Origin of the sequence: Sinorhizobium chiapasense, from assembly GCF_045277575.1 — a bacterium.
Classification (GTDB): domain Bacteria; phylum Pseudomonadota; class Alphaproteobacteria; order Rhizobiales; family Rhizobiaceae; genus Ensifer; species Ensifer chiapasense_A.
Genome location: NZ_CP144205.1, coordinates 1103393 through 1122947, shown reverse-complemented (window position 1 = coordinate 1122947; position 19555 = coordinate 1103393). Strand labels below are relative to the sequence as shown.

The window sequence follows — 19555 nt, the reverse complement described above, 5'->3', positions numbered from 1 at the left end:
GACAGGACAATGCAGGATCTAAACGACCTCGGGCTTTTTGCCGCCGTGGTGCGAAACAACGGCTTCAGCGCTGCCGCACGTGACCTCAACATACCCAAATCCAAACTCAGCAAACATGTGGCCCGCCTTGAGGAGCAGCTCGGCGTGCGCCTTCTCGAGCGCTCGACCCGCAAGCTGCGCGTCACCGACATCGGCCGCGTGTTCTACGAACATTGCCAGGGGCTGCTCGACGGTGTTGCTGCCGCCGAAGCCGAAATCGCGGCCGTTCGGGCCGAGCCCTCCGGCACCGTCAGGCTCGCCTGCCCGCTCGGATTCACGCCCATGCTCGCCGATATCCTTCCGGCGTTTCACCGGCGCTATCCCGGCGTCCGGCTGCTGATCACCGCCACCAACCGGCGCATTGACCTCATCGAGGAACGGATCGACGTGGCGCTTCGCGCCCGCGGCCAGCTCGATACCGACAATCAGCTGATCATCCGCAAGTTCGGCGAAGTGCGCGAGCGGCTCGCCGCCAGCCCGACGTTCCTTGCCCGCGCGGGCGAGATCACGATCGACAATCTCAGCCAGCAGGCGACGCTGTCGATGAACGAACAGCATCCGACCGATGTCTGGCGGCTCATCTCGGCGGACGGAAACGCGACGGAGATCACCCACCGCCCGATCATCGGCTGCAGCGACTTCATCATTCTCGAACGTGCCGCGATCGAGGGCATGGGCGTGGCGCTGCTGCCGGACCATATCTGCGAACGCGCCTTCCGTGCAGGCGTCTTGGTACCGGTGCTACCGGAGTGGACCTCGAACGACGTCGTCGTGCATCTCGTCTTCCCGTCCCGCCAGGGCATGCTGCCGGCAACCCGGGCGCTGATCGACTACCTCGCCGAAAATCTCCTCAACGCCTTGCAGAAATGCCGCGAGGTTCCGGTGCGGATGGCCCCCTCGTTCGACATCTGACGTCGCGCGCGGCCGCCCGCATCTCAAAATCCGAATGCGGCCCCACGGTAAAAAGCGAACGATTTCAGCAAAAAGGATGGCGTGGTGCCCCCAGAGAGACTCGAACTCCCGACCTACTGATTACAAATCAGCCGCTCTACCAACTGAGCTATAAGGGCACTTTCAGCGGTCGGAGTTACCATAATCTCGCGCGGTGTAAAGCAAATTTGCGAATTCTCCCAATTTTTCAGATGCGTTCGGTTGCCGGCCATGCCAGAAACGGGGGTGAGAGAACGCCGTAAGCGGCACGCAACGCATCGAACGGACTAGAGTTTCATGGCCCGAACGTTCAATTCCTTCGCCTTCATCGCCTCTTCTGCGGAGGAGGCGCAAAAGGCTGCGGCTGATCTCAAGGCGATCTATGGTGATCACGATCCGGCAAAGGCCGACGTGATCGTGGCGCTCGGCGGCGATGGCTTCATGCTGCAGACGCTGCACCAGACCATGAACAGCGGCAAGCTGGTCTACGGCATGAACCGCGGGTCCGTCGGCTTCCTGATGAACCGCTACAGCACCGAGAACCTGACGGATCGCATCTGTCAGGCGGTCGAAAACGCGTTCCATCCCCTGGAGATGCAGACGACCGATGTCTATGGCGAGAGCTTCACGGCGCTTGCGATCAACGAGGTCTATCTCTTCCGCCAATCCTACCAGGCCGCGAAGCTGCGCGTCGTCATCGACGGCAAGACGCGGCTCGAGGAACTGACCTGTGACGGATTGCTGGTGGCGACGCCCGCCGGATCGACGGCTTACAACCTCTCCGCCCATGGCCCGATCCTGCCGCTCGAGGCGCCGCTTCTCGCGATGACGCCGGTCAGCGCCTTCCGTCCGCGGCGCTGGCGCGGTGCGCTGCTGCCGAACCATGTGACCGTCGAGATCGAAATCCTCGAAGCCGACAAGCGGCCGGTCAACGCGGTGGCGGACCACCAGGAAGTAAAATCGGTGGTCAAGGTGCGGATCGCCGAATCGGAAAACATGACGGCGCGCATCCTATCGGATCCCGACCATTCCTGGTCGGACCGCATCCTGGCCGAGCAATTCTCGAACTGAGCGCACGTTTTCCGCGCGATATGGTATGATCCTCCATGGACCGGCTTGCGACCGCTCAAAATGCTACAGCGACCTTTGCACATCTGATAAGACGCGCGGCGCTGTAGGAGCGAAGCGGCCGCGGAGCGGCTTGAAAGGACGACAACCCCAAATGCAAAGATCCGCCCTCCTCGCGCTTCTCCTATTCGTGAGCAGCGCCGGCGCCAAGGCCGAGGACGCCAACGTCGTGCCGCCGCAGGTAACCTTTGTGACCAGCACCGGCTATTGGGAGGAAAGCGGAGAGCCGCTTTCGTTACTCGACCCCAATGCGGCCGCCGAGAAGCAAGGCGACGCCCGGCGCGGCTACTACAAACTGATTGCGCTTCGCCAAGCGGATGGCACGGCACAGGTCCACCTGCAGCAAATCGAAGCGACACCAGCCGGACCCGTGGTGGTTTCCTCGGCGGAACTCGAAGAGTTCTCGGCGCTCAAGGCCTATGTCACCGATATTCGCCCGGAGACCTCGACCGGCGTCACCGCGCAGCCGGGCATGTTCGCGACCGTCTATCTGAAGACCGATCCGAGCGCGCGCGAACCGGAGAGCTGGACCGTGCTCATCGACGATCTCGGCGACATCAAGATCGAGCGCGCCTCGAACTGAGCAAACGAAAAGGCCGGAAGCGAACACCCGGCCTTCTTCAACTCCAGAACTCTCGCCGCGATGCTTAAAGCCGGTCGCGATCTTTCAGATTCGCTCCTTGCGCTTTAAGTTCTTGATATCGCATGTCGCTATCGCAAAACCGCTGCGCACTTTTGCGCGACATGCTTAGTTTAGATCGTCGACGATGGCATCCGCGCCACCGCTGACACGGTGCGCGAGCGCCGCTTCCATGAACTCGTTGAGCTCGCCGTCGAGAACATCGCCCGGTGCCGTGCTTTCGACGCCGGTGCGCAGATCCTTGACCAACTGGTAGGGCTGCAGAACGTAAGAGCGGATCTGGTGCCCCCAGCCGATGTCGGTCTTCGACGCGGCTTCGGCGCTTGCCGCCTCTTCCCGCTTCTTCAGCTCGGCCTCATAGAGGCGGGCGCGCAGCATGTCCCAGGCCTTCGCCCGGTTTTTGTGCTGCGAGCGCTCCTGCTGGCACTGCACAACGATTCCCGACGGCATGTGCGTGATGCGCACCGCCGAGTCGGTCGTGTTGACGTGCTGACCACCGGCGCCCGAGGAGCGGTAGGTATCGATGCGGCAATCGCTCTCATTGACGTCGATCTGGATCGAATCGTCCACCACCGGGTAAACCCAGATCGAGGAGAACGAGGTGTGACGGCGGGCGTTGCTGTCATAGGGCGAAATGCGGACAAGGCGGTGCACGCCCGATTCGGTCTTCAGCCAGCCATAGGCATTATGGCCTTTGACGAGCAGTGTCGCAGACTTGATGCCGGCTTCTTCGCCATCCTGGATTTCCAGAAGCTCGACCTTGTATCCCTGGCGCTCGGACCACCGGGTATACATGCGCAGAAGCATGTTGGCCCAGTCCTGGCTCTCCGTGCCGCCGGCGCCGGAATGCACTTCGAGATAGGTGTCGTTCTGATCCGCCTCGCCAGAAAGCATGGCCTCGACCTGCTTCTTGGCCGCTTCCGACCGAAGCTCGCGCAGCGCCTGTTCGGCATCCGCGACGATCGCCGCGTCGCCCTCTTCCTCACCGAGTTCGATGAGTTCGATGTTGTCGTTGAGCTGCTGCTCGAAACGACGCAGGCCATTGATGCCGTCGTCAAGCTGCTGGCGCTCGCGCATCAGCTTCTGTGCTTCCGAAGCATCGTTCCAGAGGGTCGGGTCTTCCGCCTTGTTGTTCAACCAGTCCAGTCGTCTTACCGCCTGATCCCAGTCAAAGATGCCTCCTCAGCAGGCTTATGGCCTGCTTGATTTCGTCGACAATATTCTCGATTTCGCTGCGCATGATCCTGCTTCTTGTGAACCCGATATGAAGATGAGCGTCAAATAGCGATGCCCGCCGCTGATGTAAAGGCGGCGGGCATCGCGAGTGAGGAAAGGCTTAGAACAGGCCGTTGGAACCCGAGGTCACAGCCTGGTTTGCCTGCGGCGAGTTCTTCAGGATCTCTTCGGGCGGAACATATTGATCGAGACCGCCGATGACCGAGAACGTATCGGCCGGGCCGGTGCCGGGCTTGAAGGCTTCGATGATCGTGTCCGGCTCGCCCTCATAGGCGGCCATACCGGTCTTGCGGTTGACGGCGATCATGCTCATGCCCTCCGGAACGACGAACTTGCTCGGGCGTATGCCCTTGACGGCCTCCTGCATGAAGTCGTTGAAGATCGGCACCGCGAGGCTGCCGCCGGTGGCGCCGCGGCCGAGCGGAGCGGGATTGTCGAAGCCGAGATAGAGGCCGGCAACGATGTCCGGCGTGTAGCCGACGAACCAGGCGTCCTTTTCGTCATTGGTGGTACCGGTCTTGCCGGCAACCGGACGATCGAGCTTGATCTTGCCAGCCGCCGTGCCGCGCAGGACCACGCCCTCCATCATCGAAGTGATCTGGTAGGAGGTCATGGGGTCGAGCACCTGCTCGCGGTTGTCGGTCAGAACAGGCTCTTCCTGGCTCTGCCAGTCGCCTGCATTGCAGTTGTCGCAGGTGCGATCCTCATGCCGGAAAATCGTCTTGCCGTAGCGGTCCTGAATACGGTCGATCAGCGACGGCTTGATCTGCTTGCCGCCGTTGGCGAGCACCGAATAGGCCGACACCATGCGCAGAACCGTCGTTTCGCCGGAACCCAGCGACATCGCCAGCAGCGGCGGCATCTTGTCGTAGATGCCGAAACGCTCGGCATATTCGGCAACGAGGTTCATGCCCATGTCATTGGCGAGGCGAACGGTCATCAGGTTACGCGACTTCTCGATGCCGAGACGCAGCGTCGACGGACCGGCCGAGCCGCCCCCATAGTTTTCCGGACGCCAGACCTGACCGCCGGCGACGATCTCGATCGGGGCGTCGAGAATGACCGACGCCGGCGTGTAGCCGTTGTCGAGCGCTGCAGCGTAGACGAAGGGCTTGAACGACGAGCCCGGCTGGCGCATCGCCTGGGTCGCGCGGTTGAATTCCGACTGGCCATAGGAGAAGCCGCCGACCATGGCCAGCACGCGGCCGGTCTGCGGGTCCATCGCCACGAGACCGCCCTGGACCTTCGGCGGCTGGCGGAGGCGATATTCGCCCTTTTCGGGCAAGGGCTCGACATAGACGACATCGCCGGCACCGAAGACCCCCTCGGGCGACTTCGCCGACTTGCGGTCGCCGTTGGCGGAACGGTAGGCCCATTGCATGTTCTTGGCGGAGATGTGTCCGGTGACGCGTTCGGCGACGATCTTGCCCGAGGCTTCCTTATCCGGCTGGATGCCGATCTCGGCACCCTGGGCATCGACCGACAGAACGACGGCGAGCTTCCACTCCGGCACGTCGCTGAAGGCAGGAACCGCGCCAAGCGGCTCACCCCAATCGCCACCGATCTCGATCGTCTTGACCGGACCATGGAAGCCGCGGCGCTCGTCATAGCTCAGCAGACCCGCCTGCAGCGCCTTGCGCGCCGCGATCTGCAGACGCGGATCGAGCGAGGTGCGAACCGACAGGCCGCCTTCATAGAGCGCGTTGTCGCCATATTTCTGGATGATCTGCCGGCGGACTTCCTCGGCGAAGAAGTCGGACGCGAAGAGATGTGCGCCACCGCGGCGTGGATTGACGCCGAGCGGCTGCTTCTTGGCCTCTTCGCCATCGGCCTTGGTGACGTAGCCGTTCTCCACCATGCGGTCGATCACCCAGTTGCGGCGTTCGATGGCAGCTTCGGTCTTGCGGAACGGATGGTAGTTGGCCGGGCCCTTCGGCAGAGCGGCGAGATAGGCGGTCTCGGCAATGGTAAGCTCGGTGACCGACTTGTCGAAATAGGTCAGCGCCGCGCCGGCAATACCGTAGGAGTTCAGGCCGAAGAAGATCTCGTTGAGATAGAGCTCGAGGATCCGATCCTTGCTGTAGGCCTGCTCGATGCGGAAGGAAAGGATCGCTTCCTTGACCTTGCGGTCGATCGTCTGGTCGGACGACAGCAGGAAGTTCTTTGCCACCTGCTGCGTGATCGTCGATGCGCCCACGGGCCTACGGCCGGAGCCGAAGTTCTGCAGGTTGACTGCGATAGCGCGGGCGAGACCCGTAAGGTCGACGCCCGGATGCTGGTAGAAGTTCTTGTCTTCGGCCGAGATGAAGGCTGCCTTGACGCGATCCGGGATCGCCTGGATCGGCAGATAGAGACGCCGCTCGCGCGCGTATTCTGCCATCAGGGCGCCGTTGCCGGCATGAAAGCGCGTCGTCACAGGCGGCGAATATTTCGCGAGCACCTCGTAGTCAGGTAGATCCTTGGTGACGACGCCCAGATAAAGCGCCACGGCTCCGGCCACGCCAAGCAGCAGAAACGCACCAATCCCGAAGAAATATCCAATCAGCCTGATCATCAGTCAGATACCGGTACCTTAATTATCGTCCAATTGCCGGACCGCCGCGCGACAGTCCATGCTCTGTGCCGCCGGTTTACATTGCGTCGGTCCGACCAAACTCTTCCGTCAGAAATCGTCTGGCATCGCAGCGCCCCGCCAGCCCGGCTCCTCATATGGCGAGGAACCCCGGGCATCAACTCGTTTCTCAACAAATCCGGGCGCAATTCCGGTTAGGTCTCGGATTGTGCGTAAAATAGGGCTGTTTCTGATTATCGCGTGCGCATCCAGTTGAAAAGCATAACGCTGTTACCGGGGCGACACAAATCACTTCGTTCCGGGCATGCCTTCAAACGTCAGCCGCCGCTGGCCACCGCCTGCTCGCGGTAACGCTGAACCGCGACGGCAAGACGCTCCGAAACTTTTCTGCGCCATTCCGGATCCAGCAGCAACTTCTCATCCTCCTTGTTCGACAGGAATCCCAGTTCCAGCAGGATCGACGGCACATCGGGAGCCTGCAGCACCCGGAACCCGGCGAAGCGGTGCGGGTTGTTGATGAGATTGATCTGGCCCTCGAACGAGGAAACCACCGCGCGCGCCATGTTGACGGAGAAGGCCTGCGTCTCGCGGCGGGTCAGGTCGATCAGGATATCGGCGACCTCCGCGGGCTCGCTTTGAAGCGGTACGCCGGCGATTTCGTCCGAAAGGTTCTCGCGGGCAGCAAGGCTTGCAGCCAGATGGTCCGATGCCTTGTCGGAGATCGTATAGACCGTAGCGCCACGGATGTCCTTCTGCCGGAGTGCATCGGCATGGAGCGAGATGAAAAGATTGGCGCCCCTGTTGCGGGCAATCTGCACGCGCTGCGGCAACGAGAGAAAGATATCCTCTTCGCGGGTGAGAAAAGCCTCAATCCCCGCGCCCTTGTTCAGGGCCGCGACGAGATCTTTGGCAAAGGCCAGCGTGACGTGTTTCTCTTCCGTCTTCGTCTCGCCGGCGAGCGCGCCGGTGTCGATGCCGCCGTGACCGGCATCAATTGCGACGACGAACGGCCCGCCGTCCTTCGCAGGCGCAACCGCAACGGGTCTGTCGGTTTTCGTCGCTGCGACCGAACCGGTCCACTGCTGTTCGCCGAGAAGCGCATCGAAACGCGCCTGGTCGACCCGTACCGCGTCGAGGACCAGGCGGTAGCCCTTGCCCCCCTCTTCCGCAATTACTTCCGCATGGGTCACGGCGACCGGTCCCTTCGCGGAGAGAACGATGCGGGAATTGCCCGCCCCCATGCTGCCATAGCGGATCGCATCGAACAGACCACGCGGCTCGAGGCTCTCCGCCTTCAGACCAAAGGCCGTTTCCGGAAGGTCGACAACCACGCGAACCGGGTCGGCCACGTAATGAAGGGAAAAGTCCGGCTTGCGGTCGAACTCGACGACGACCCGGGTGCGCGCGTCGTCACCGGCGATCCGCGCGCCGAAAGCGAGCAAGGGTCCCGGCTCGACAGCATTGGCGGTCGGCGCGCTCAAGAGGAAACCACCGACGAGCAACGATGCACCGAGCAAACGCCAACCCGTACGCGACATCAACGACAACAGCGAACCGCGCATGCAAACCGCCAAAGGCTTCACCTTGGGCTCCCACCACTTTCTAAAAAACCAGACGGCAGCCGACGCGGCCACCAAACGCACACATTGATCAATGAACCTTTATGGTTAACCAAAGCTTGACAAAGGTCATCTTCCGCCCTGCACCGAAGCCATCGATTCATCATTTGCCGGCCTACTCCACGTGGACAAGCGAATCGATCATAATTGTGGCGGCACGGGCTTTTCTCTTGCCAATGTGACATAGAAAACATAAAAGCGTCACAAGGAGAAAGTGTTGACGGGATAGAACAGTCGACCGGGCAGCCGGAGCTTCTCCAAAGCTTGGCGCCAGGGAGTGGTCGAACCGGATTAACCGGTTAAACGCATCGCACTTCCGCGGTCGCAAGCGTTCATCCGCCGTCTCTGCATTTCCTCCTCGTATACTGGATCGCAAATTTCCGGCGGTGGCCGGAGTTCTTGATGGTGATTTTTCACCAAGGCCCGCAAGCGGGCGCATTCATCGGGTCTTCATGAGACCTTAGACATTGGCATTCTTGTTTGGTCATTGATGTTGACTCAGCAGTATCGGTCAGAAGTAGAGCGGCCCCGGAACAGACATGTTCCGGCTGTCGTCTGGCTGCTGCACCATCGCCTGCACCAAACAGGAACTTTCATATCCGGCGCACCTTCCGACGTGTTTGGCAGTCTTCCCAAGGAAGCAGGTCTGTCTCCCGTTCCGCTGGTGCGCCGAGGAGCACAGCTTAGATGGCAGAGAAAATGCTTATCGATGCGTCTCACTCCGAGGAGACGCGCGTCGTTGTCGTACGCGGGAACCGCATAGAAGAATTCGACTTCGAGTCGGAACATAAGAAGCAAATCCGCGGCAATATCTATCTGGCGAAGGTCACCCGGGTGGAGCCTTCGCTGCAGGCCGCCTTCGTCGACTATGGCGGCAACCGCCACGGATTTCTGGCCTTTGCCGAAATTCATCCCGATTACTACCAGATCCCCCTTGCCGACCGTCAGGCCTTGCTGAAGGCAGAAGCTGAGGAAGCACGGCGCGACGACGACATCGAACACGTCGAAACCGCACCGGCGCCGACGAGCGGGCTTTCCGTTCCCGTCGACCTCGAGGTCGCAACGGAGTCCGAAACCGAGGCGCAGCCGGCAGAAACCGTCGCCGCCGAACCGGCGGTCGAAGAGGAAGCGCCGGCCGAAAAGCCGAAGGCAAAGCCGAAGCGCACCCGCAAGACCAAGGCCAAGGCTGCCGAAGAAGCGGCAGCCACAGCCGTCGATGGCGACGAAAGCAACGACGGCGAAATGGCCGCAATGGTCGACACCGACACCATATCCGAGGATGTCGACAGCCGCCGTCGCCATGACGACGACGATGATGACGACGACAGCCACGATGGCGAAAAGGAAATCATCGAGTCCGTCGGCGCGGAAGACGCCATGGAAGAGGTTCCGGATCGTCAGGTCCGCAAGCCCCGGAAGCAATATCGCATCCAGGAAGTCATCAAGCGCCGCCAGATCCTGCTCGTCCAGGTCGCCAAGGAAGAGCGCGGCAACAAGGGCGCGGCGCTGACGACTTACCTGTCGCTTGCCGGTCGCTACTCGGTGCTGATGCCGAACACGGCGCGCGGCGGCGGCATCTCCCGCAAGATCACCAACCTGCAGGATCGCAAGCGCCTGAAGGAAATCGCGCGCGGCCTCGAAGTGCCGCAGGGCATGGGCGTCATCCTGCGCACCGCCGGTGCGAACCGCACCAAGGTCGAGATCAAGCGCGACTTCGAATACCTGATGCGCCTGTGGGAAAATGTCCGCACGCTGACTCTGAACTCCACGGCCCCCTGCCTCGTCTATGAGGAAGGCAGCCTGATCAAGCGCTCGATCCGCGATCTCTACAACAAGGATATCGGCGAGATCATCGTTTCCGGTGAGGAAGGCTACAAGGAAGCCAAGGGCTTCATGAAGATGCTGATGCCGAGCCACGCCAAGGTGGTTCAGCCCTATCGCGACGTGCACCCGATCTTCTCGCGCTCCGGCATCGAAGCACAGCTCGACCGCATGCTGCAGCCGCAGGTGACGCTGAAGTCCGGTGGCTATATCATCATCAACCAGACCGAAGCGCTGGTTTCGATCGACGTCAACTCCGGTCGGTCGACGCGCGAGCACTCGATCGAAGACACGGCGCTGCAGACGAACCTCGAGGCGGCCGAAGAAGTAGCGCGCCAGTTGCGCCTGCGCGACCTTGCCGGCCTTGTCGTCATCGACTTCATCGACATGGAGGAAAAGCGCAACAACCGCGCCGTCGAGAAGAAGCTGAAGGACTGCCTGAAGAACGATCGCGCCCGCATCCAGGTCGGCCGCATCTCGCATTTTGGCCTGCTCGAAATGTCGCGCCAGCGCATTCGCGCCTCGGTGCTCGAATCGACGATGCAGACCTGCCCGCACTGCAACGGTACGGGTCACGTTCGCTCGCAGTCCTCCGTCGCCCTGCACGTGCTGCGCGGCATCGAGGAGTATCTGCTCAAGAACACCACGCACGACATCACCGTGCGCACCATTCCGGATATCGCGCTCTACCTGCTCAACCAGAAGCGCGGCACGATCATGGATTACGAAGGTCGCTTCGGCGTCTCGATCATCATCGAGGCAGACGCCCATGTCGGTGCGCAGCACTTCGCGATTGATCGCGGCGAACCGGTCGAAAATCCGGTCAAGATCGAGCAGCTCCTGCACTTTGAGCCGGAGCCGGAAGAAGATGACGTCGTGATCGAAGAGGAACTCGACGAAGAAGAAGCCGAAGAAATCGCCAGCGAGCAGCGCCAGGAGCAGCCGAAGGCTGCTCAGTCCTCCGACGACCAGGGTGGCCGCAAGCGCAAGCGCCGCCGTCGCCGCCGCGGCAAGGGCGGCCAGCAGGCCGAGGGCGGTGTCACCCAGGTCTCCGAGTCGGCATCGGATGCGGAAGACGATTCCGATGAAGGTGAAGCAGATGACGAGGGTGTAGAGGCCGAAGCCACGACCGCCGATGGCGATCAGAAGCGCAAGCGTCGCCGTCGCGGCAAGCGCGGTGGCCGCCGCAACCGGCCGGAGGGTGAAGGTGAAGGTGAAGGCGAAGGCGAAGGCCAGATCGAGGCCGATGCGGAAGGCGATGACGCCGACGAGCCGGAGGCCGCAGAAGCTCCGGCCGTTGCTGCAGAGATCGAAGTGGCCGTAGCCGTCGAGGAAACCGCTGCAGCCGTCGAGGAAGCTGAGGTCGTCGAGGCTAAGCCGGCCAAGCCGAAGCGGACCCGCAAGAAGGCTGTGAAGGCCGAGGAACCGGTCGCGGCCGTCGATGACGTCGCCCAGGCCGCCGTCGAAGATCAGCCGGCAGACGTCGACGTCGCGGCGGAGGCGGTAGAAGAGGCTGCGGCCGACCTCGCCGAAACCAAGCCGGCGCGCGCGAACCGCGATCTCTCGAAGATTGCCTCGGAACCGGTCGTGACCTCGAGCTCTCCGAAGGCCGAAGGCGAAGAAGAAGAGCCGACGAAGCCTAAGAAGGGCGGCTGGTGGCAGCGCCGCGGCTTCTTCTAAGAAGTCGCTCTGGTCCCGGCTCGAAGCCGAACCGGGACGCTGACGCCTCGAAGCGTTGAACGCGAAAGATCATGAACAGAAAAGGCCCGGATCGCTCCGGGCCTTTTGTTTACAGATGGTAGCCAAAGCAGACGGGACTTCTTCGCTCCCCTGCCGGTTCGGCCGGGCAATCAGGCAAGCCAGCGAGAGATCCTGTCCATTGCCTCGACCATGTCGGCCTCGGCGCCGGCATAGGAAAAGCGCATCGTGCGGTGTCCCTCGAGCGGATCGAAATCGAAGCCCGGCGTCGCCGCGACATTGATCTCGGCAAGCATCCGGCGGGCAAAGGCCATGCTGTCATTGGTGAAGCGGCTGACATCGGCATAGGCGTAGAAGGCGCCATCCATCGGCGAGGCGATGGAGAAGCCGATCTCCGGCAGGCGCTTCAAGAGCATCTCGCGATTAGCCGCATAGGCGGCCTTGTAGCCGTCGAGTTCCTCATGCGTGTCGAGCGCCGCTTCGGCGGCGATCTGCGACAGTTCCGGCGGCGAAATATAAAGGCTCTGGGCGATGCGCTCGAATCCGCGCACCTTGTCGGCCGGCAAGACCATCCAGCCGATGCGCCATCCGGTCATGCAGTAATATTTGGAGAAGGAGTTGATGACGATCACCTCGTCGGTAATCTCCAGCACGCTCGCCTCTTCGCCGGCGAAGGTCAGGCCGTGATAGATCTCGTCCGAAATGAAGGCGATCGATTCCGCCTGGCAATAATCGGCCAGCGCCTTGAGGCCGGCCCTGCCCGTGACGGTGCCGGTCGGGTTCGCCGGGCTTGCCAGCAATACGCCCTTCAGCGGTCGGCCGATCTTTGCGGCGGCCCGCGCCAGGCTTTCCGGTGTCAGCGTGAAGCCGGTCTCGGCATTGGCCTCGACCTCGACCACCGTCAGACCGAGCGCGGCGAGGATGTTGCGGTAGGCCGGATAGCCGGGCCGCGCGATGGCGACGCAATCGCCGGGATCAAAGAGCGCGAGGAAAGCGAGATTGAAGCCGGCTGACGACCCCGTTGTCACGGCAACCCGCCGCGGATCGAGTGCGATCCCGTGGCGCTTCTCGTAGTGGCGGGCGATGGCATTGCGCAACGACAGAGTGCCGAGCGCATCGGTATAGCCAAGGCGCCCGTGTTGCAGGGCGTTGCGCGCGGCTTCCAATGCGGCCGCCGGCGCCGGATGCGCCGGCTGCCCGACCGCCATCGAGATCACCGGATGGCCGGCATCGCGGCGACGAGTCGCCTCTGCCAGCACATCCATCGCGTGAAAAGGTTCGACGGCGCTGCGTTTTGACAAGTCTATCAACGGAAAATCCTCGATATGCGGCTGTGCTTCAGCCCCTTTGCCCGATGATATTGGCCTTCACAAGTCCGCGAGTGCCGTATTTCCGCCGATTTTGCCGTTTCGTTTCCGCGGCACCCACCCTATGCTGCCAGCATGTAGCGAATACGAGGATTCCTGTTGTCTTTTGCAGTTGCCCCGGTTGACGTGACGATGGCCGATGAACGACACACAGGATACGCAAGGACAACGAGGTAAAAATGAATTTCAGCACCAAGATGGTTGCCGCCGGAACGCTCGCCGTGCTCGTGGCCGGAGCCAGCCTGCCGCAGAGCGCGTTTGCGCTCGACGCGAAGCAGAAGGAAGAGATCGGCGCCTTCATCAAGGAGTACCTGATCGCCAATCCGGAGATCATGCTGGAGGTCCAGGAGGCGCTGACGACGAAGCAGCGCGCCAAGCAGCAGGAGGCCGCCGAAAGCGCGATCACCGAGAACAAGAAGGCGATCTTCAACTCCGACTATGACATGGTGTTGGGCAATCCCAAGGGCGACGTCACCATCGTCGAGTTCTATGACTACAACTGCGGCTATTGCAAACGCGCCCTTTCGGACATGGACGCAATCCTCAGCAAGGACAAGAACGTCCGCTTCGTGCTGAAGGAACTGCCGATCCTCGGCCCGGATTCGCTGGCGGCGCACAAGGTGAGCGCTGCGTTCCGTCTCATCGCTCCAGAGAAGTACGGCGACTTCCATCGCGCCCTGCTCGGCGGCGAAGACCGCGCCACGGAAGAGACCGCCCTTGCTGTCGCCGCCAAGCTCGGTGTTCCTGAGGATCAGTTGCGCTCCAAGATGGAAAAGGAGCCGCATGACGCGGCCGTGCGCGAGGCCTATGGACTTGCCAACGACCTCGGCATCACCGGCACGCCGTCCTATGTCATCGGCAACGAGGCGGTCTTCGGCGCCGTCGGCGCCGAAGAAATCGAGGGCAAGGTCGCCAATATGCGCGAGTGCGGCAAGACCGCCTGCTGACAAACCTTCCCATGACTGTGGACAAATCCCGCGGGGGCCCAAAGGGCTTTTCCTCGCGGGACCATCAGTCTATAGGTAACCCTCCATCATCGGACCGGAATCCCTTATGCCATCGACCATTTTCGTGCTGAACGGCCCCAACCTGAATGCGCTGGGCAAGCGCGAACCGGGTATTTATGGCGGCCAGACGCTCGCCGATATCGAGGCGATGTGCAAGGCCGAGGGCAATGCGCTCGGCTTCGCGGTCGATTTCCGCCAATCCAACCACGAGGGCACGCTGGTCGACTGGCTGCATGAGGCCGGCAGCGTCGCCGCGGGCGTGGCGATCAATCCGGCGGCATACGGCCACACGTCGATCGCGCTTCACGACGCCATCCGCGCCATCGGCATTCCAGTGGTCGAACTCCACCTCTCCAACATCCATGCGCGCGAGGAATTCCGCCACAAATCGATGATCGCGCCCGCTGTCAAAGGCGTCATCTGCGGCTTCGGCGCGCAGAGTTACATTCTTGCGCTGCATGCGCTAAAGAACCTGACAAATCCGTCGAAATAAAAAGAACATTAAGAGGCTCATATTCCATGGCTGACAAGAAACCAGGTATCGACCAGGCGCTGATCCGCGATCTCGCCAATATTCTCAAGGACACCGATCTGACCGAGATCGAAGTCGAGCAGGACGACCTGCGCATTCGCGTCTCGCGCAACGGCACGCCCGTGGCGATGCCGATGGCCATGCCGCAGATGCCGGCCTATCAGGTCCCCGCTGCTGCGGCAGCCGCCGCTCCGGCAAACGCTGTCGCCGCTCCCGCTGCCGAGAACGGCCGCGCGTCGAAGAACGCGGTGACGGCACCGATGGTCGGCACCGCCTACCTCGCTCCGGCTCCCGGTGCGCGCCCGTTCATCGAAGTCGGCGCCACCGTCAAGGAAGGCCAGACCATCCTCATCATCGAGGCGATGAAGACGATGAACCAGATTCCGGCTCCGCGCTCGGGCAAGGTCACCGAAATCTTCGTTCAGGACGCAGCCCCCGTCGAATATGGCGAACCGCTGATCGTAATCGAATAAGGCGGCGCGGCGATGATCTCGAAAATTCTCATTGCCAATCGCGGCGAAATCGCCCTTCGCGTGCTGCGCGCCTGCAAGGAGCTCGGCATCGCGACGGTTGCCGTCCACTCCACGGCCGACAGCGATGCCATGCATGTGCGCCTCGCCGACGAGAGCGTCTGCATCGGTCCGCCGCCCTCGCGCGATAGCTATCTGAACATTCACCAGATCGTCGCCGCCTGCGAAATCACCGGTGCCGACGCCGTGCACCCGGGCTACGGGTTCCTGTCGGAAAACGCCAAGTTCGCCGAAATCCTCGAAGCGCACGACATCACCTTCATCGGCCCGACGGCCGAGCACATCCGCCTCATGGGCGACAAGATCACCGCCAAGAAGACGGCGCAGGAGCTCGGCATCCCGGTTGTTCCGGGCTCGGATGGCGAAGTGAAGCCCGAAGATGCGCTCGAAGTCGCCCGCCAGATCGGCTTCCCGGTGCTGATCAAGGCCACCGCCGGCGGCGGCGGCCGCGGCATGAAGATTGCACGGACGGAAGCCGATCTCGAACATGCCGTGGCCACGGCGCGCGCCGAGGCCCTGGCGGCCTTCGGTAACGACGCGGTCTACATGGAGAAGTTTCTCGGCCAGCCGCGCCACATCGAGATCCAGGTCGTCGGCGACGGTGCGGGCAACGCCGTACACCTCGGCGAACGCGACTGCTCGCTGCAGCGTCGTCACCAGAAGGTCTGGGAAGAGGCGAACTCCCCGGCTCTCAACGTCGACCAGCGCATGAAGATCGGCCAGATCTGCGCCGATGCGATGAAGAAGCTCAAGTACCGCGGCGCCGGCACGATCGAGTTTCTCTACGAAAACGGCGAGTTCTATTTCATCGAAATGAACACCCGTCTTCAGGTCGAGCATCCGATCACCGAAGCGATCACCGGCATCGACCTCGTGCACGAGCAGATCCGCGTCGCGTCCGGCGGCGGTCTTTCGGTCAAGCAGGAAGACATCGTGTTCTCCGGTCACGCCATCGAGTGCCGCATTAACGCCGAGGACCCGCGCACATTCGTCCCCTCCCCGGGCACGATCACGCATTTCCACGCGCCAGGCGGTCTTGGTGTACGCGTCGATTCCGGCGCCTATCAGGGTTACCGCATCCCTCCGTACTACGACAGCCTGATCGGCAAGCTCATCGTGCACGGGCGCACGCGCGTCGAGTGCATGATGCGTCTGCGCCGCGTCCTCGACGAATTTGTCATCGACGGCATCAAGACCACGCTTCCGTTGTTCCAAGACCTGATCAATAATCAGGATATCGCCAACGGCGACTACGATATCCACTGGCTGGAAAAGCATCTGGCCGCTACGTCCGAGTAAGGGCCATACGTTGAAAGGGACGCGCAGCAAGCAGCCCGACATTACCCCGGACATGCTGCTGCGCGCCTATTCGATCGGCCTGTTCCCGATGGCCGACTCGGCCGACGACCCGGAACTCTTCTGGGTCGAGCCGGAAATTCGCGGCGTTATCCCGCTGACGAACTTTCATGTCTCCCGCAGCCTCGCCAAGACGATCCGCCGGAAACCCTTCGACATCCGCTTCAACACCGCCTTCGAAGCGGTGATGGAAGGCTGCGCTTCCCCCGCCCCGGACCGACCGACGACCTGGATCAACAGCAAGATCCGTACCCTCTATGCAACGCTTCACACGATGGGCTACGCCCATAGCGTCGAGGCCTGGGAGAATGACATGCTGGTCGGCGGCCTCTACGGCGTCTCGCTCGGTTCGGCATTCTTCGGCGAGAGCATGTTTTCCAGGCGCACCGACGCCTCGAAGATCTGCCTCGTGCATCTGGTGGAGCGCTTGCGCGCTCGGGGCTTTGAGTTGCTGGATACCCAGTTCACCACCGAGCATCTTAAATCCTTCGGCGCGATCGACGTGCCGAAGGCCGAATATGAGATCATGCTCGGTAACGCGATGAACTCGCCGGACCTCTCGTTCTAGATACTCTTCGCTGCGGAAGCAAAGACATATCGCGAGATGTTCGGTAGCGAACCGAACCTGTCACCTGAGTATTCGGCCGTCGTGGGGTCGCTGGATTTCAAGCAGAGCAAGGCGCCGCTGCCCTCCGCCTACGGCAGCAGCAGCCTTGCTTTCCATAGCGCTGGCCTTTCTGAAAAAAGGCGGCGTGGTGATCGTGATTGCCGGCGCTGCGGTTCTGCGTTTCTTCAAGGGCCTGTTCGGCCGCAAGGAACCGCAAGCGCATAGCGCCGGGACGATGACGGAGATGGATTAGGTGTTAGGCTGCGGCTCGTACGTCCGACAGCCTCGGCGAATTACTGCTTCGCCGCCGTATCCGGTGGCGGCAGATCGGACGTCGCCTTGCAGGACTGCAGCCAGACGTCATAGACCGGATGCTCCACAGCGTTTAGGCCTGGGCTATCGGCGAACATCCAGCCGGTAAAGATGCGGCGGATCTTGCGGTCGAGCGTGATCTCCTCGACCTCGACGAAGGTCGTGATCTTCTGCGCCTCGGTATCGTCGCGGCTGTAACAGACGCGCGGCGTGACCTGGAGGGCGCCGAACTGGACCGTCTCGCCGATATAGACGTCGAAGGTCGTGATACGGCCGGTGATCTTGTCGATGCCGGAGAAGACCGCAACGGCATTGGAAAGGCGCGCCGCATCGACGGCACCGGCCGAGGCGATCAGCGGCAAGCCGGCAAGCAGGGACAAACCCAACCGCCGTGCTCCTTGGCCGATTGCTTTGCGCAGATCAGAACCTGCCATTGTCGCCTGTCTCCCGCGTGCCCTGTTCATCGTCGATAGATTTCAGGCGCTAACCATCAATTGTGGCCGCGCCGTGATCGAGGAACCTATTCCGCGGTCCGTCCTCGTCGCTGAAGAGAGATTTCTCAGGAACCCGGTGTCCAGGCATCGTAGTCGCCGGTCACGCGCGGGCGTTTGCCGGTGGCTGCGATCGAGCCCTGCGGGCGGTAGGCATTGGCCGTGCCGGTCGGGTTCGCGCGATGCGGCTTCTGCCATTCGCGCGGCGTGTACTTCTCGTCGGCCGGCGAAACGTCGGTGCGGTGATGCATCCAGCCGTGCCAGCCGGCCGGAATGGCGGAGGCTTCGGCATAGCCGTTATAGATCACCCAGCGGCGGGTGCGGCCTTCGGAATCCTTGCCACCCTGATAGTAGACATTGCCGAGCTCGTCTTGACCGACCCGTTGACCATGGCGCCAGGTGTGAAAGCGCGTTCCGATCGTCTGTTCGTTCCACCAGGTGAAAATCTGCAGCAGGAGCTTCATGGATGCCGTCCTTGACCGGCCGTTGGGAAGGCGGCCAGATACCAAAACTATGTTCCCGCTTATGCCCCGCCGCTCATGGCTTGTCCAGTGATTCCGAGGCAAAGGCCGTCATTTCAATGGCATGAGGAAGCCGAAATGGCTGCGCACGAAGCCAAGCCGCTCATAGAAGCGGTGCGCATCCGTGCGCACGGCATTGGACGTCAGTCGCACCTTCTTCGCTCCCCGGTCGCGCGCCTCGGCGACGGCGTGGCGCATCATGCGTTCACCGATGCCGCGGCCGCGCATATCCTCACGCGTCTGAACCGCCTCGACGATCAGGCTGGACCTGCCCCGCCCCGACAGGGTGGTATGCAGCGCCGTCTGAAAGGTACCGACGACCTCGCCGGCAAGCACCGCGACGAAAAGTGTCTGCAGTGACGAAGCTTCGATTTTCTCGAAGGCGGCGACATAGTCGCCGAAAGCGGCGGGATCGGCCGTGTCACCATGACCACCAACCTGATCGGCGGCGAAGAGAGCGACGATCGCCGGCAGGTCTTCGCGCTCGGCCTTGCGGATCAAGAGTTCGGTTGTCGCGTCCATGGTTCCCCCGCTCACATCGTTCATCGGCAGCGGACCAAATACCGAGAGGTAGCGGCGTGATGAAGGCTCCGCACCTCCCGCGGTTTTCCACAGGCACACGAAACTTCAGGCGGCCGAAGCCATCGCCTAGCCGAGAAGCCGCTTCTCCAGGATGATGGCCGGCAGGCCGGATTGCTCGTCGCCGCAATTGGCCGTCTTGCCCATCTCTGAGAAGCCATGCGTCCGGTAAAACACCAGCGCATGCAGGTTCTGCGGCTCAACTTCGACGCGCATGCGCTCGGCATCGGGGAAACAGGTCTCGAGCTCGGCGAAGATGTCGCGGCCAATGCCCTGCCGCTGGAATTTCGGCAGCACATAGAGCTGATGGAGCACGGCGGTCTTGGGCTGCGTGTCCGACATCGCCGCAAAGCCCATGCCCCCGATCTGGCGGCCGTCATCGGCCACCAGGAATTCGGCGTTCTTACGGGCAAGCCGGGCTTTCAGCGCCGGCAGCGAGTGCCAGCGCTCTGTCAGCTCGTTGACCTTCTCGACGCCATAGAAGGTGTCGTAGGTCGCGTGCCACGTTTCGATCAGCAGGGCGCGCACCTTTTCCAGGTCGCGCTCGCTGGCCGTGCGCACGAAGAACAT

Annotated in this window: 18 protein-coding genes and 1 tRNA gene; 10 read left to right on the top strand and 9 right to left on the bottom strand. The window is 62.1% G+C overall.

The window, feature by feature from the left end; translation table 11 throughout:
- Positions 1-9 precede the first annotated feature (9 nt).
- Positions 10-951 carry a LysR family transcriptional regulator gene (locus tag QM996_RS05410; RefSeq protein ID WP_500269604.1) on the top strand — a complete coding sequence of 314 codons (942 nt, stop codon included), beginning with the start codon at positions 10-12 and terminating at the stop codon, positions 949-951.
- An 82-nt stretch (positions 952-1033) separates the two neighbouring features.
- On the opposite strand, the gene QM996_RS05405 is transcribed toward QM996_RS05410, so the two are convergent.
- Positions 1034-1109: transfer RNA gene (locus tag QM996_RS05405), tRNA-Thr, on the bottom strand.
- Between the two features lie 157 nt (positions 1110-1266).
- Between QM996_RS05405 and QM996_RS05400 the strand changes: the two genes are divergently transcribed.
- Together QM996_RS05400 and QM996_RS05395 are read left to right on the top strand one after the other, a co-directional pair.
- Positions 1267-2040, top strand: a complete 774-nt coding sequence (locus QM996_RS05400) for an NAD kinase (RefSeq protein ID WP_500269603.1) — start codon at positions 1267-1269, stop codon at positions 2038-2040.
- Between the two features lie 151 nt (positions 2041-2191).
- Positions 2192-2680, top strand: a complete 489-nt coding sequence (locus QM996_RS05395) for a hypothetical protein (protein WP_500269602.1) — start codon at positions 2192-2194, stop codon at positions 2678-2680.
- Positions 2681-2845: 165 nt separating this feature from the next.
- On the opposite strand, the gene prfB is transcribed toward QM996_RS05395, so the two are convergent.
- The 3 genes from prfB to QM996_RS05380 all read right to left on the bottom strand — a co-directional run bounded on the left by prfB (position 2846) and on the right by QM996_RS05380 (position 8083).
- Positions 2846-3977 (bottom strand): peptide chain release factor 2 gene (prfB, locus tag QM996_RS05390; RefSeq protein WP_500269601.1). Its coding sequence is split into 2 segments (ribosomal slippage): positions 2846-3907 and positions 3909-3977, totalling 1131 coding nucleotides; the frame shifts between segments, so codons are not numbered across the junction.
- Positions 3978-4073: 96 nt separating this feature from the next.
- Complete coding sequence (locus QM996_RS05385; RefSeq protein ID WP_500269600.1) at positions 4074-6527, bottom strand: penicillin-binding protein 1A; 2454 nt, start codon at positions 6525-6527, stop codon at positions 4074-4076.
- Positions 6528-6862: 335 nt separating this feature from the next.
- The gene (locus QM996_RS05380; protein ID WP_500270256.1) at positions 6863-8083 is read right to left on the bottom strand and encodes an N-acetylmuramoyl-L-alanine amidase; all 1221 of its coding nucleotides are present in this window, start codon (positions 8081-8083) and stop codon (positions 6863-6865) included.
- Positions 8084-8851: 768 nt separating this feature from the next.
- On the opposite strand from QM996_RS05380, the gene QM996_RS05375 reads away from it, so the two are divergent.
- Positions 8852-11665, top strand: a complete 2814-nt coding sequence (locus tag QM996_RS05375) for an Rne/Rng family ribonuclease (RefSeq protein WP_500269599.1) — start codon at positions 8852-8854, stop codon at positions 11663-11665.
- A gap of 170 nt (positions 11666-11835) precedes the next feature.
- On the opposite strand, the gene QM996_RS05370 is transcribed toward QM996_RS05375, so the two are convergent.
- Positions 11836-12993 carry a pyridoxal phosphate-dependent aminotransferase gene (locus QM996_RS05370; RefSeq protein ID WP_500269598.1) on the bottom strand — a complete coding sequence of 386 codons (1158 nt, stop codon included), beginning with the start codon at positions 12991-12993 and terminating at the stop codon, positions 11836-11838.
- A 236-nt stretch (positions 12994-13229) separates the two neighbouring features.
- Here QM996_RS05370 and QM996_RS05365 point away from each other — a divergent pair, with 236 nt between their 5' ends.
- From QM996_RS05365 to QM996_RS05340, 6 genes are all read left to right on the top strand, one after another.
- Positions 13230-13997 carry a DsbA family protein gene (locus QM996_RS05365; protein ID WP_500269597.1) on the top strand — a complete coding sequence of 256 codons (768 nt, stop codon included), beginning with the start codon at positions 13230-13232 and terminating at the stop codon, positions 13995-13997.
- Positions 13998-14103: 106 nt separating this feature from the next.
- The gene (gene aroQ, locus QM996_RS05360; protein WP_500269596.1) at positions 14104-14550 is read left to right on the top strand and encodes a type II 3-dehydroquinate dehydratase; all 447 of its coding nucleotides are present in this window, start codon (positions 14104-14106) and stop codon (positions 14548-14550) included.
- Between the two features lie 26 nt (positions 14551-14576).
- Complete coding sequence (accB, locus tag QM996_RS05355; protein WP_500269595.1) at positions 14577-15062, top strand: acetyl-CoA carboxylase biotin carboxyl carrier protein; 486 nt, start codon at positions 14577-14579, stop codon at positions 15060-15062.
- A 12-nt stretch (positions 15063-15074) separates the two neighbouring features.
- Entirely contained in the window at positions 15075-16418 is a 1344-nt protein-coding gene (gene accC / locus QM996_RS05350; RefSeq protein ID WP_500269594.1) for an acetyl-CoA carboxylase biotin carboxylase subunit, read from the top strand.
- Positions 16419-16428: 10 nt separating this feature from the next.
- Complete coding sequence (aat, locus tag QM996_RS05345) at positions 16429-17043, top strand: leucyl/phenylalanyl-tRNA--protein transferase (RefSeq protein ID WP_500269593.1); 615 nt, start codon at positions 16429-16431, stop codon at positions 17041-17043.
- A 145-nt stretch (positions 17044-17188) separates the two neighbouring features.
- Positions 17189-17335 carry a hypothetical protein gene (locus QM996_RS05340; RefSeq protein ID WP_500269592.1) on the top strand — a complete coding sequence of 49 codons (147 nt, stop codon included), beginning with the start codon at positions 17189-17191 and terminating at the stop codon, positions 17333-17335.
- 40 nt (positions 17336-17375) lie between these two features.
- Here QM996_RS05340 and QM996_RS05335 read toward each other — a convergent pair whose 3' ends face one another.
- From QM996_RS05335 to QM996_RS05320, 4 genes are all read right to left on the bottom strand, one after another.
- The gene (locus QM996_RS05335) at positions 17376-17828 is read right to left on the bottom strand and encodes a DUF2155 domain-containing protein (protein ID WP_057252269.1); all 453 of its coding nucleotides are present in this window, start codon (positions 17826-17828) and stop codon (positions 17376-17378) included.
- A 125-nt stretch (positions 17829-17953) separates the two neighbouring features.
- On the bottom strand, positions 17954-18349 hold the full coding sequence (locus QM996_RS05330; protein WP_104665671.1) for an NADH:ubiquinone oxidoreductase subunit NDUFA12: 396 nt from the start codon (positions 18347-18349) through the stop codon (positions 17954-17956).
- Between the two features lie 108 nt (positions 18350-18457).
- Entirely contained in the window at positions 18458-18928 is a 471-nt protein-coding gene (locus QM996_RS05325) for a GNAT family N-acetyltransferase (RefSeq protein ID WP_500269591.1), read from the bottom strand.
- A 126-nt stretch (positions 18929-19054) separates the two neighbouring features.
- Positions 19055-19555 carry a GNAT family N-acetyltransferase gene (locus QM996_RS05320; RefSeq protein ID WP_500269590.1) on the bottom strand — a complete coding sequence of 167 codons (501 nt, stop codon included), beginning with the start codon at positions 19553-19555 and terminating at the stop codon, positions 19055-19057.

Coding starts and splice junctions, on each gene's coding strand:
- QM996_RS05335 (WP_057252269.1), bottom strand. CDS start 17,828: ATGGCAGGTTCTGATCTGCGCAAAGCAATCGGCCAAGGAGCACGGCGG.
- QM996_RS05410 (WP_500269604.1), top strand. CDS start 10: ATGCAGGATCTAAACGACCTCGGGCTTTTTGCCGCCGTGGTGCGAAAC.
- QM996_RS05400 (WP_500269603.1), top strand. CDS start 1,267: ATGGCCCGAACGTTCAATTCCTTCGCCTTCATCGCCTCTTCTGCGGAG.
- QM996_RS05375 (WP_500269599.1), top strand. CDS start 8,852: ATGGCAGAGAAAATGCTTATCGATGCGTCTCACTCCGAGGAGACGCGC.
- QM996_RS05320 (WP_500269590.1), bottom strand. CDS start 19,555: ATGTTCTTCGTGCGCACGGCCAGCGAGCGCGACCTGGAAAAGGTGCGC.
- accB (WP_500269595.1), top strand. CDS start 14,577: ATGGCTGACAAGAAACCAGGTATCGACCAGGCGCTGATCCGCGATCTC.
- QM996_RS05365 (WP_500269597.1), top strand. CDS start 13,230: ATGAATTTCAGCACCAAGATGGTTGCCGCCGGAACGCTCGCCGTGCTC.
- aroQ (WP_500269596.1), top strand. CDS start 14,104: ATGCCATCGACCATTTTCGTGCTGAACGGCCCCAACCTGAATGCGCTG.
- QM996_RS05380 (WP_500270256.1), bottom strand. CDS start 8,083: ATGTCGCGTACGGGTTGGCGTTTGCTCGGTGCATCGTTGCTCGTCGGT.
- accC (WP_500269594.1), top strand. CDS start 15,075: ATGATCTCGAAAATTCTCATTGCCAATCGCGGCGAAATCGCCCTTCGC.
- QM996_RS05325 (WP_500269591.1), bottom strand. CDS start 18,928: ATGGACGCGACAACCGAACTCTTGATCCGCAAGGCCGAGCGCGAAGAC.
- QM996_RS05395 (WP_500269602.1), top strand. CDS start 2,192: ATGCAAAGATCCGCCCTCCTCGCGCTTCTCCTATTCGTGAGCAGCGCC.
- QM996_RS05385 (WP_500269600.1), bottom strand. CDS start 6,527: ATGATCAGGCTGATTGGATATTTCTTCGGGATTGGTGCGTTTCTGCTG.
- QM996_RS05330 (WP_104665671.1), bottom strand. CDS start 18,349: ATGAAGCTCCTGCTGCAGATTTTCACCTGGTGGAACGAACAGACGATC.